Source organism: Pumilibacter intestinalis (assembly GCF_943193005.1).
Taxonomy (GTDB): domain Bacteria; phylum Bacillota; class Clostridia; order Christensenellales; family Pumilibacteraceae; genus Pumilibacter; species Pumilibacter intestinalis.
Genome location: NZ_CALPCH010000001.1, coordinates 202,582 through 214,313, shown reverse-complemented (window position 1 = coordinate 214,313; position 11,732 = coordinate 202,582). Strand labels below are relative to the sequence as shown.

Annotated in this window: 9 protein-coding genes; 2 read left to right on the top strand and 7 right to left on the bottom strand. The window is 49.5% G+C overall.

What is annotated here, in order from left to right:
• The first annotated feature begins 334 nt into the window (after positions 1 to 334).
• Both NFR55_RS00990 and NFR55_RS00985 read left to right on the top strand, forming a co-directional pair.
• Positions 335 to 1,837, top strand: coding sequence for an oligosaccharide flippase family protein (locus NFR55_RS00990; protein WP_251545272.1), 1,503 nt, complete (start codon positions 335 to 337; stop codon positions 1,835 to 1,837).
• A 44-nt stretch (positions 1,838 to 1,881) separates the two neighbouring features.
• The gene (locus NFR55_RS00985) at positions 1,882 to 2,460 is read left to right on the top strand and encodes a folate family ECF transporter S component (protein ID WP_251545271.1); all 579 of its coding nucleotides are present in this window, start codon (positions 1,882 to 1,884) and stop codon (positions 2,458 to 2,460) included.
• 27 nt (positions 2,461 to 2,487) lie between these two features.
• Here NFR55_RS00985 and NFR55_RS00980 read toward each other — a convergent pair whose 3' ends face one another.
• From NFR55_RS00980 to NFR55_RS00950, 7 genes are all read right to left on the bottom strand, one after another.
• The gene (locus tag NFR55_RS00980) at positions 2,488 to 3,816 is read right to left on the bottom strand and encodes an MATE family efflux transporter (protein WP_251545270.1); all 1,329 of its coding nucleotides are present in this window, start codon (positions 3,814 to 3,816) and stop codon (positions 2,488 to 2,490) included.
• Between the two features lie 108 nt (positions 3,817 to 3,924).
• Positions 3,925 to 6,624 carry a hypothetical protein gene (locus NFR55_RS00975; protein WP_251545269.1) on the bottom strand — a complete coding sequence of 900 codons (2,700 nt, stop codon included), beginning with the start codon at positions 6,622 to 6,624 and terminating at the stop codon, positions 3,925 to 3,927.
• A 16-nt stretch (positions 6,625 to 6,640) separates the two neighbouring features.
• The gene (locus tag NFR55_RS00970; protein ID WP_251545268.1) at positions 6,641 to 6,883 is read right to left on the bottom strand and encodes a hypothetical protein; all 243 of its coding nucleotides are present in this window, start codon (positions 6,881 to 6,883) and stop codon (positions 6,641 to 6,643) included.
• Positions 6,876 to 7,898: an ABC transporter ATP-binding protein gene (locus NFR55_RS00965; RefSeq protein WP_251545267.1), complete on the bottom strand. Its 1,023-nt coding sequence runs from the start codon at positions 7,896 to 7,898 to the stop codon at positions 6,876 to 6,878. The genes NFR55_RS00970 and NFR55_RS00965 overlap by 8 nt, the downstream gene beginning before the upstream one ends.
• 1 nt (position 7,899) lies before the next feature.
• Positions 7,900 to 8,943 (bottom strand): ABC transporter ATP-binding protein, encoded by a 1,044-nt coding sequence (locus NFR55_RS00960; protein ID WP_338052306.1) that lies wholly within the window; start codon positions 8,941 to 8,943, stop codon positions 7,900 to 7,902.
• A gap of 151 nt (positions 8,944 to 9,094) precedes the next feature.
• Positions 9,095 to 10,720 carry an ABC transporter permease gene (locus NFR55_RS00955; protein ID WP_251545266.1) on the bottom strand — a complete coding sequence of 542 codons (1,626 nt, stop codon included), beginning with the start codon at positions 10,718 to 10,720 and terminating at the stop codon, positions 9,095 to 9,097.
• 16 nt (positions 10,721 to 10,736) lie between these two features.
• Entirely contained in the window at positions 10,737 to 11,729 is a 993-nt protein-coding gene (locus NFR55_RS00950) for an ABC transporter permease (RefSeq protein ID WP_251545265.1), read from the bottom strand.
• Positions 11,730 to 11,732 lie beyond the last annotated feature (3 nt).

The window sequence follows — 11,732 nt, the reverse complement described above, 5'->3', positions numbered from 1 at the left end:
TTATTTGTCATTGCGAGCAGTGCGCAGAACTGCGAAGCAATCCCACGCATGAGAAATGAAAAGCAACTGTACGTGTTTAATGCATGAGATTGCCGCGCGGCTACGCCGCTCGCAATGACAGGGCAACCGATGCGCCTCGCAATGACACGGGGTTTCTTGTCATTGCGAGCGAACGCAGTGAGCGTGGCAATCTCAGCCGAGAGAAAACCTTGCCGCTATACGAATTTTTTACAAAGCTATTTAGGAATACGGCAATGCCCGCAATAATATACATATGCATAGGTATGCCTACGCATACAGAGGTGAAAACGTGAAAAGTGCACAAAATTATCTTATGAAGGCGGTACTCTCGGTCACTTTCTTTACCGTTATAGACCGAGTGCTCGGCTTTATTTTCAAAATATATCTTTCGCGCGAGCTCGGCGCGGTAAACATGGGCGTGTATCAAGTGGCTTTGAGCATATTTTTTCTGCTGCTCACCGCCACTACGAGCGGAATTCCTCTCATAGTTTCCAAACTTACGGCTAAGTACGAGCTGGAAAGAAATCCGCGCGAGTCGCACTCGGTGGTTTCCGCCGCGCTAATCGTGGGGCTCGGGAGCGCGGTGCTCGTATGCGGCGCAACCGTTCTTTTGCGCGCGCCCATAGGCAAACTCATGGCAAGCCCCGAAAGCATGGTGATACTGTTTTTCATGTTGCCGGGCGTGGTGTTCTCCGGCGTGTACGCGGCTTTCCGCGGCAACCTTTGGGGCAAGCAGAAATACACCGTAATGAGCGTGATTGAGGTTATAGAACAGTCGGCGAGAATACTGCTCACCGTTATTTTGTTTCTTATCGGGCTGGATAAACTCAAAGTTACCGCGGTGTCGCTCAGCGCGTCTTGCGCGGTAACGGCAGTTTGCTGTATCGCCTGCTATTTCTCGGGCAAAGGCAAGATGGCTTCGCCCAAAGGGAAAATAGTTCCCCTTATCGCCTCCTCCGTGCCCATAACTTTCGTGCGAGCTTCCTCGAGCATAGTAAACTCGGTGATAGCTCTCGTTGTGCCCATGATACTCGTGGGCATGGGGCACACCAACGAACAGGCAATGTATATTTTCGGCTCGAGCATAGGCATGGCTCTGCCGCTCCTTTATATCCCCATCACCGTTGTGGGCTCTCTCGCCTACGTCATGATACCCACGCTCTCGTCGGCGTACTCCTCGGGCAACATGGACTCCGCGCGGCGGCAGATAGAAACGGCGATTAAATTCTCGGTAGTGGTTGCGGCAATGTTCGTGCCCGCGTTTTGGGCGCTCGGCAAACCCATAGGGCAATTCGTGTACGACAACGCCGACGCGGGCAGATTTCTATCATACTCGGCATGGCTACTCGTGCCGATAAGCGTTGAAAACATAGCTTCGAGCATGCTCAACTCTCTCGACCTCGAAAAGCGCGGATTTTTCAACTACATGATAGGCTCGGCGGTGCTGTTCGGACTTATCGCCGCCTTTTGCAAAAATTTCTCCATAGAAATACTTTCGCTCGGGCTGGGCGCGAGTTTGTGCGTTTCGAGCGCGCTCGATATTCTCAGCATACGCAAGCGCACCGGCATAAAACTCGGTTTTATAACTCATATCGTTGTTTCTTCCATGCTTATAATACCCGCCGCCTTTCTCACCAAAACGGTATTCTCGCTGTGCGGACCTATGCCGCTTTTGTTCTCTATCGCGCTTGCGGGAATAGTGGGTTGCGTATTCATGTTCGTGCTTTCTATGGTGTTCGGCATTATAGACCTCGGAATTGTGTTCGGAAGAAAAAATCCCAAAAAAGCCCTCAAATCGGTTGCCAAAAACGCATAAGCAAGTTATACTAAACGTAACAACTTAATAGGAGGTTGCCCGACATGGACAAAAGTTCACAGGAAATTGCAACCGTAAACACGAAAGCGGAATACGGCACTGCAAAAAAACGACTCAACCCTACCAAGCGGATAACGTATCTCGCCACACTCGTTGCCGCCGCACTTGCTTTCAAATTATTGGGACAAGTGCTCACGTTCGGCGGTTTCAAAATCACCATAGTATATATCCCCTGGATATTATCGGCTTTGGTTATGGGACCGATAGGCGGCATGACGGTGTGTTTCGCAACGGACGTTATAGGCACGTTAATATTGCCTACGGTAGGACTGCCGTTACCCCTTATAGTGGTATCGAATTCCCTTTTCGGACTCATTATGGGTTTGGCGTTCAAAATTCCCAAACTCAACTTAAGGCTCAAAACTCTTATAGGCACTGCTGTGGTTATTTGCGTGTGCACGCTCGGACTGTCCACTTACGCCCTTGCCGATTTTTACAACATGCCGTTTTGGGTAATGTTTGTAGACAGAATATCTCAAGCCGTAATGGTAGCGGTAAACGCCGCCGCAACGGTGTTCCTGTTCCCCACGCTTAAAAAGTTGGGGCTTATAGACAAAACCTGATTAAAAGCGCAATAAAAAATACCGATATCAGTATCGGTATTTTTTCCTGTACGCAAATAAGAATATCACGGTGACTACTGCCGACAGGAATTCGGCGGCAACTATGGAAACCCATATGCCGTCTACTCCCCAAACGAGCGGCAACAACAGCACCGCGGCGATTTGGAACACGAGCGTTCGCAAAAAGGATATGAGCGCGGAAATAAGTCCGTTGTTCAGCGCGGTGAAAAACGAGGAGCCGTATACTCCTATGCCGCCGAACAGGAACATGAACGAGCATATGAAAAAGGCTCTTTTGGTAAGCGCGAACAGCTCGGTATCGTAACCTACGAATATCTTAGACATGGGCACGGCAAGTCCCTCGCCCGCACCGAACATTACAAGCGAGGTTACCGAAATTATAACAACGCTCTTTTTGAGCACTCCTTTAAGCTCTCCGTAATTGCCCGCTCCGTAGTGATAACCCGTAACCGGCGCGGTGCCCACGGCGTAACCTATATACACGGCAAAGAATATAAAGTTTACGTACATAAGCACGCCGTACGCGGCAATGCCGTCTTCGCCTATGTAGCGCAAAAGTTGCGAGTTATACAGCATGCTCACTATAGACATGGATATGTTGGAAAGCAGTTCGCTCGAACCGTTCGTACACGCTTTAACGAGCGACTTTCCGTCAAACCTCGTTTTTCCCAGCCTTAAAAGGCTGCTGTTGGCGCGAAAGAAGTAGCACAGCGGAATTATCCCGCCCACGACTTGGCTCGCCGCAGTCGCCGCCGCAGCGCCCGCAACGCCCCATTTGAATACGCCCACCAACAGCGCGTCGAGCACAATATTAGTGCAACCGGATATCACCGTAACCGCAAGTCCGAGGTTGGGTTTTTCCGCCGTTACGAAGAAACTTTGAAACTCGAACTGCAACATATAAAAGGGCAAAGCTATCAAAATAATGCGCCCGTAAAGCACGCAGTCGGAAAGCATGTTTCCTTCCGCGCCGAGAAGCGAGGCTATGGGGCGAATCGCGAACACGCCCGCAACAGCCAAAACAACGCCCAAAGCAAACGACGAATATACGAACAGCGAAAAGAGCGCGTTCGCCTTTTCGGGTTTCTTTTCGCCGAGCGTTTTGCTTATAAGCGCACTGCCGCCCGCGCCGAACATAAAGCCCACCGCGCCGAGTATCATTATAAAGGGCATGATGAAATTTACCGCCGTAAAGGCGGTCTTGCCCGCAAAGTTGGATACGAACAGTCCGTCCACCACTCCGTAAAGCGACGTGAATACCATCATCACCACCGACGGCAGAGCAAAGCGCAACAACTTTTTATAAGTGAAACTGTCGGAAAGTTTTATTTTCATTTTTGCACCTGTCCGCCCATTATAACCGCTAAAAAATATAAAGTCAAGCAAAAAACGCTCCCGACTCAATCTATCGGGAGCGTTTCGCGTTTTATTGCGTTTTTGCTTTTACGCCGCTTGCTGTAAGCCTGCTTCGTAACTTTTAAGCGCGGCTTCGGCATCGGTAAGTTTTTTCAATGTATCAGCCGACACAAGCGGTTTTGATTTTTCCGCAAGGTCGTCTAACTGTGCGCGAGCCGCTTCTATTGCTTTCTTAGCTTTTTCGTAATTATCGGCGTTAATCACTGTAGGCAGTGCGTCTATTTTCGCAGTCACTGACTCGGCGTCCTTTTCATATGCGTACTTAACCACAGTAGTGCCGTATTTGTCGAATTGCGCGCTTACAGTGCTCAAAATCTCGCTTCCGTCTTGCACGGTTTTAACGGCAACTCTTATGTTGGATATTTTTTTGTCGGCGGTAAGCTCTATCACAACGGCATCGTACACGTAGTTTTCGTCGTAGATATAGTATGCAAACTGCTTGATAAACGCTCTCATGTTCTCAAGCGTAAACGTATCGTTTACCGAAAGAACAAACGCTTTTGCGGCGGAGTCGTATCCCATTTTGTCGATAACGTCTGCCTTAAGAGCCGTGAAATCGAAATACGGCATGAAATAGGCGTAACTGCCCGTACCCGTTGCGTCGAGTTCTGTTTCTTCGTATTCGCCCTCTTCGTAATTGTAGTCTATTCTAACGTATTTGTCGCCTTCCGTACCAGTCCTTTTTTCGTAATCGCTCGTAATCTCGATGGGATAGCCTATAAAGTCTTCGTAGTACGTTCTTACGGACCTATCTTCGTCAAACGTCGCGGTTATATCCGTAGCGGTATCGGTCACGGTTACGTTGCTATAAACATCAGCCGTAGTAAACGCGGCGAGCGTATTTTTTTTGGTTTCGTCAAGCCCAATGAGAGCGCCGTTGTTTCCCGCGGGCAACACTATAGAGGTTTTGCCTATACTAGAATATTCATACGTGAATTTCCAATACGACGGTATGGAATTCTTTGTTTCTTGATACTCGAACAGCATATACCATGCCGTCAAATTGCCTTGTTCGTCAAGCGTTACGGTGAAAGTTTCGGGCTCGCATTTAATGAATTTGTCTACGCCGCTGAAAATTTCGAGTATATTCATTTTAAGAGCAGGCAACGCGCTTTTGGTAATAACGTATTCGGTCTTGCTCTCGCCTTTCTTAGCAAACCACTCGGCGTTGAGCTTCATATCCTTAGGCTGAATAAAGAAATCGAACTTATCCGCGCCCGCGGTGCTCTCGTATTTGAGATAGTCGCCCTGATTTCCGCTGAGCTGATACACGGTAGAGCCGCTTGCGTTTATCTCCGCAAACATTCCGTTGGTTTTAATCAAAGTTTCGTTGCCGAGATTGTCAACGCACTGTTTTTCCGAATTATAGCGTTTGTTGCCTACGGTCTTTCCTTCCGTGTAGGTGTTAATGGACTGCAAATTTTGCTCCGACTTATACGTTACGTCGCTATACTTTTTATCAAACGCACTATTGAGTTTCGCGAGTTCGTCTTCGTCGGAGATAGCCTCGCCGCTACTCGGCTTCATAGTAGCCTCGTCATAATCTGCGGGCGGAGGCATAGTATATTCTTCTGCGGGCGGCAAATCCACCTTGGGAGCTGCGGAGCTGTCTTGCAACACCAAGTTCTCCCATTTTGCGTTAATCGTTATGCTTTGAACGCTGCTGCTGTCTCTCTCTTCGTACTCGTAAAGCATATCGGTCACGTCGCCGTTCGGCGATACGGTGAGCTCGATTTTTTGCGGGAATTCGTCCGACATAACTCCGAAAATCGCGCTCGCAACTTTGAGAAGGTAGTCGGTGTGAACGTTATACACGCGGTCTTTTCCTTCCGCCGCGTCAAACCAATCGAGTTTAACCTCGCGGTCGCTCATGGCAAAACTTGCGGGATAGAAACTTTCGTATACCGAGGTGTTGGCGGTAAACTCCGAGTATTCCACGGTACGCGTTACCCATTTGTATGCAGGGTTTTGTTCCGTGCCCTCGCCCTCGGTTGCGGCGGTTTCGCTTTCCGAGTTTTCGCTCAGCGGCAAATACACCGAAATCATATCGTCGGTAACCTCTCCGCCTTTGCTCTCTTGCGTGCGCTTGAGATACCATTCGTCGGTGAATTCAACTTTGTCGTCATGAATGTCCGGCGTCGTAACGGTGTACACTCGCTTAGTGTTGTGCTTTTCTTCGCGTATAAGTTTGGAAACGTCTTCGCTCTCTTCTCTACGCACCGCGAAGTTTTCCGTTTTGATAAACTTAGCAAAGCCGTAATCCACGTCCATGTTAAACAGGAACGACTTATACGTGCGGTTAAACGCCGTTTCGAGAACTTCGCGCTGAGCTTCGGTCATGTTGCTCTCGTGCAATTCGTCGTCGGGGTCAACGGGCGGTTTTTGTTGCTCTTGAGTGTAGCGAACCCAAACAACCTGCTTGTATTCCTTTCCCAAGTAAGCATAAGTTACCTGATACTTGCAACGCCCCACCTCGCTCGGCAAACTGCCGCCCACTACGTTTGCGGCAACCACGTTGGCGTTATCGAAAGGAAACACCTGTTCTCCGAGCATGAACATAAGCCCCTTGCTCCAATCGGGAGTTTGACCTATAATGCATTCTATATCGGTGCCCGCGGCTACGAGCCTATACTCTTCGCCCGTTTCGTCGCTCGGCGTGTTATTGCAACCGACTGCGGCAAAGCACATGACAAGCGCGAGCAAAATTACCGAAATACGTTTTTTCATAATTATGCCTGACCTCCTATATCAACATTAAATACAACAGAGCGAACACCACTCCGAAGCCCGCCACAATACATAAAAATGCGGGGAGTGCGGCTTTATACGCCGCGCATATCATGGCTCGCTTCTCTTTGCGGCTCACTTTTACCGAATTTTTCTTTTGCTCGGATACGGGCTTGCCGTCTTTGCCGAGCACGGGATAGAGCGTGCGCCCGTCGTCCTCTTTGTATACCACTTTGGGTTTGTTCTTGTTTTTACTCATCTGCGTACAAGTGGCAAGCCACGCTGTGCCCCGGCGCAATCTCTCTGAATTCGGGAGTTACCAAAGTGCATTTCTCGGAGCAGTATTTGCAACGCGTATGAAATTTACACCCTTTGGGCGGATTTGCGGGGCTGGGCAGGTCGCCCTCCAGCGCAATTCTGTCCGACTTCGCGTGCGGGTCGGGATTGGGAACGGCGGAAAACAACGCCTGCGTATACGGGTGCAACGGATTGCCGCAAATGCGGTCGGTTGTGCCGTATTCCACTATGTTGCCGAGATACATAACCGCGATTGTATCGGAAATGTATTTCACTACCGACAAGTCGTGGGAGATGAACATGTAAGACATGCCCTCTTCTTTCTGCAATTTTTTGAGTAGGTTTATTATCTGCGCCTGAATGGAAACGTCGAGCGCGGAAACGGGCTCGTCGCATATAACGAGTTTGGGCTTAACGGCAAGCGCGCGCGCTATACAAATACGTTGGCGCTGACCGCCCGAGAACTCGTGCGGATACCTGTCGAAATAATGCTGTTGCAAGCCGCACCTGTCCATAACGCCGTGCACGTATTCGCGCACCTGCTCTTTGGGCACAATGTTGTGAACCTTAACCGCTTCGCTTATAATCGAACCTACCGTCATGCGCGGCGGCAAACTCGAATACGGGTCTTGGAATATGAGCTGCATGTCGCAACGGAATTTGGGCATATCCGCGCGGGTAAGTTCGTCGGTGTCTTTTCCGTCGAAAATAACTTTTCCGTCATACTTTTTGTAGAGCTTGAGTATGGTTTTGCCGAGAGTGGTTTTGCCGCAACCGGACTCGCCTACTATGCCTATGGTTTTGCCGCGCTCGAGGTTGAAACTCACTCCGTCTACCGCGTGCACGTACGCCAAAGGCTTGCCCAAAAAGTTCACCTTCATGGGAAAATACTGCTTTAAGCCGCTAACCTCCAAAATGTTGGGCGAAAGCTCCTGCGGCTGTGTATTGGGTTGTTCGGTAAGCAATTCTTGTTCCATATTATTCGGCGTCCTCATATAAGTGGCAGAACACGCTGTGCGTTTCGCTCACTTTTATCTCGCGGGGATACCCGCCGGAGCAACACTCTTTGCACCTGTCGCAACGGTCTTTGAAAAAGCAGGTGTCGGGCAGGTTGATGGGATTGGGCACCGAGCCGGGAATACTGTATAAATCCTGCTGTTCGTGCCCGCTCTTTTTATCTGCGCTGAAACTCGGTTTCGCCTTTTGTATACCCATGGTGTAGGGGTGCAACGGGTTATCGAAAATATCGAACACCGTGCCTTTCTCCACTATCTTGCCCGCGTACATTACCACAACGTAATCCGCCATTTCGGCAACCACGCCCAAATCGTGAGTGATGAGCATTACCGCCGCATGGCTTTGGCGTTGCACCTTCTTCAGTAGGTCGAGTATTTGGCTCTGAATGGTAACGTCGAGCGCAGTGGTAGGCTCGTCGGCTATTATCAGTTTGGGACTGCCCGAGAGAGCCATGGCTATCATTACGCGCTGACGCATTCCGCCCGAAAGCTGGTGCGGGTAATAGCCGTATATCTTTTCGGGCATGGGTATGCCCACGAGCGACAGCATATTTATAGAATGAGCTTTCGCCTTTTCTTTATCCATGTTTTCGCCGTGCAAAAGTATTACTTCGTCGAGCTGTTTGCCTATGGTGAACACCGGATTAAGGCTGGTCATAGGTTCTTGGAAAATCATGGAAATGTCTTTGCCGCGAATTCCGTACATTGCCGACGTGGGCATTTTAACTATATCGTAGCACTTGTGATTGCCCTTTTCGTCGTAGCCGAGAGTGTCGTTGTTAAAACGTATTTCCCCGCCTGTAATCTGACCCTGCGGAGCTTGCACAAGCTGCATAACCGAAAGACTGGTTACGCTTTTGCCGCAACCGCTCTCGCCTACTATGCCCACTATCTTATCGCGCGGAACCTCGAGCGAAACGCCGTTTACCGACTTAACAACGCCGTTATCGGTGAAGAAATAGGTGTGCAGGTCTTCTATTTCGAGCACGTTGTCGGCATTCTTCATAACGGTGGTGTACTGCTCGGGCAATACTTTGGCACGCTTACGCTTTTCGTAAGTTTTCATTGCCTTCATATTGCTTTTTATAATCGCGCGGCTTTCCTTAAACGAAAGCAGATACGGATTTTTTTTCTTTTCCGTGCTTTTCAAATTCTTATTACCTCTTGGATTTGGGGTCCATTGCGTCGCGCAATCCGTCGCCCACAAAGTTGAAGCCCAAAACCGCTATTATTATGAGTATGCCGGCAGGTATCCAAAAATTGGGATAATATACAAGCATGATTTGGTCGGAAGCCGAAGATATCATAGTTCCCCATGCGGCATAAGGTTTCGGCACGCCGAGCCCGAGATAACTCAAAGTGGACTCATACAATATTATACTGCCGAGTCCCAAAGTCATGGACACTATGAGCTGTGGCATAATATTGGGAATTAGGTGCAAGAATATCCGTCGCCAGGTAGGAATACCCATAACCTCGCACGCGACTATATACTCCTGTTCCCGTAGATACAGTATCTGCCCTCGGACCATTCGCGCAGTACCGCTCCACCCGAACACCGTCAGTATGAGCATCAAAAAGTATATGTTCGATTGCCCCGGTATTTCAAAGCTCGTGAGCACCGCACTTGCTATAAGCAGTATGGGAAGCGTGGGAATACAGTTCAGTATATCTACGATACGCATTATTACTTGGTCTACCCACCCGCCGAAATAGCCCGCGAGTCCGCCCATTATAATGCCTATTATGGTTTCGAGAATTACAACTACAAATCCGAGCGTGAGCGATATTCTGCCGCCGTACATAAGGCGTATGAATATATCCATTCCGCGCTCGTCCGTGCCGAGCAAATGCTTTGCGCTCGGAGCGGCTTTCGCGTTCAAATCAACATAGCTCTCTATTATCTGATAACTTTCCACCTTATTGCCCGCTTCGTCTTCCGCTTCTACCAAAACCACGTTTGTGTTGAGCGTGCGGGTGGTGTCTATGGTCACCTCGCCCCAATTGTATCCGAACATGTGGAATACGGGCGGACCCAAGAAAGAGAACAGGAACAGCACAACAAGCATAACGAGCCCCACCAACGAAAGCCGCGAGCGGAAAAACCGCCTGAAAAGCATTCTCGTGGGCGACATCTCTTTGTAAAACACGGCGGCTTCGCCGCCTTCGGTTGCTTGAGGTTCGGTAGGTTCGGTTTCCGATACTGCGGAGTCCGCCGCAATTTGCACCGCGGCTCGTTGCTCTTTTTCCGCCTTAGACTTTTGCGCCTGCTCTTTTTTTACAAGTTCGTTCTCGCGCGTAAGTCGCTCTGCGGCGGATTTACGATACTCTTCCCAATTCACCGCGGCTTGAGATACCGCGGCTTTGGCGTCTATAAGCCTTTGCGCCGCCTGCTTTGCCCTTTCGGTTTGCTCATCCGCGGCTTTTTGAGCCTCTCTCGCAACCTCCGCGGCTGCGTTTGCGGCTTCCTCGGGCGAAAGCTCCTTGCCCTTTTTGTTATCGGCGGATTTTTCTCCGCTTATCTCGTTTTGCTCCGCAGTAGCCGCGGCGTGCTCAGCCTGAGTCATGATAGCCGCTTTTATGCGAGCTTCTTCCGCCTTTTCTACGGCAACGCGAGCTTTCTCCTCTTCGATTTCGGCTTGCGCCGCGGCGTAAACCGATTGCTCCCATATATTGAGCGACTCGAAAGGCACCCCTTCCGACTTTTTCTTTCTCTTGAATTTGCCGAAAAAGGCTTTTACCTTAGTTACGAATTTATTCGGTTGTTTTTGTTCGTTACTCATTATTTATCCTACCGACTTACTTTCCGAGCTTAACGCGGGGGTCTACTATGGCGTACATTATATCCGACAGCAACGTGCCTATTACCGTAAGTACCGCCAAAAACATGTTGTATCCCATAATAAACGGTATATCCGCTTGCTTTAGCGACGCATAAGCCAACTGACCTATACCTTTAATTGCAAAGACCTCTTCCGTAATCATTGCGCCGCCGAACAAACTCGGCAGTATGCCCGCAAGCAATGTTGCAAGCGGTATCATGGTGTTACGAAAAGCGTGCACGTATATGGTTTTCTTTTCCGAAAGTCCTTTCGCGCGAGCGGTACGGATATAATCGGAATTGAGAACCTCGAGCATGTTCGTACGGGTATAGCGCATGAGTCCGCCTATAGAAAGCACCACGAGCACTATCATGGGAAGCACGAGATGCCACAGCATATCGAGGTAATAGGCTATGCCCGAATACGACGCGCCGCCCGAAACGAGACCTTGAACGGGAAACCAACCGAGTCCGCTCGCAAACACGCGAATGAGCAGTGCCGCGAAGAAGAACGACGGAAGCGAAATGCCCACCATGGTAAGCACGGTTACCGAGTAGTCGCGAACCGAATACTGATGAGTCGCGCTCGTGATACCGAGAGGTATGGCGATAAGGAACTGCAATACGGTTGCCACAAAAGCAATGAAGAAAGACACCCACATGTGCTCGGCTATAACTTTCCCGACGGGCTCGCTATGCACGAACGAAACGCCCAAATCGAGCTTAAGCATATTACCCACCCACACGAAATAGCCCTTCAGTATTCCCAAAAAGGAATTATCCGCCAAACCGTATATTTCCTTGAACGCGTCCACTTGCTCTTGCTTTATCGTGCCGGCTTGAATTTGCGCCGAAAATTTGGTATCGAGATAGCTCATAGGCATCATGCGAACCAAAAAGTATATTATGAGCGACACGCCGAACAAAATCAAGATAGACAGCAGCAGTCTTTTTACTATATATTTCAACATAAT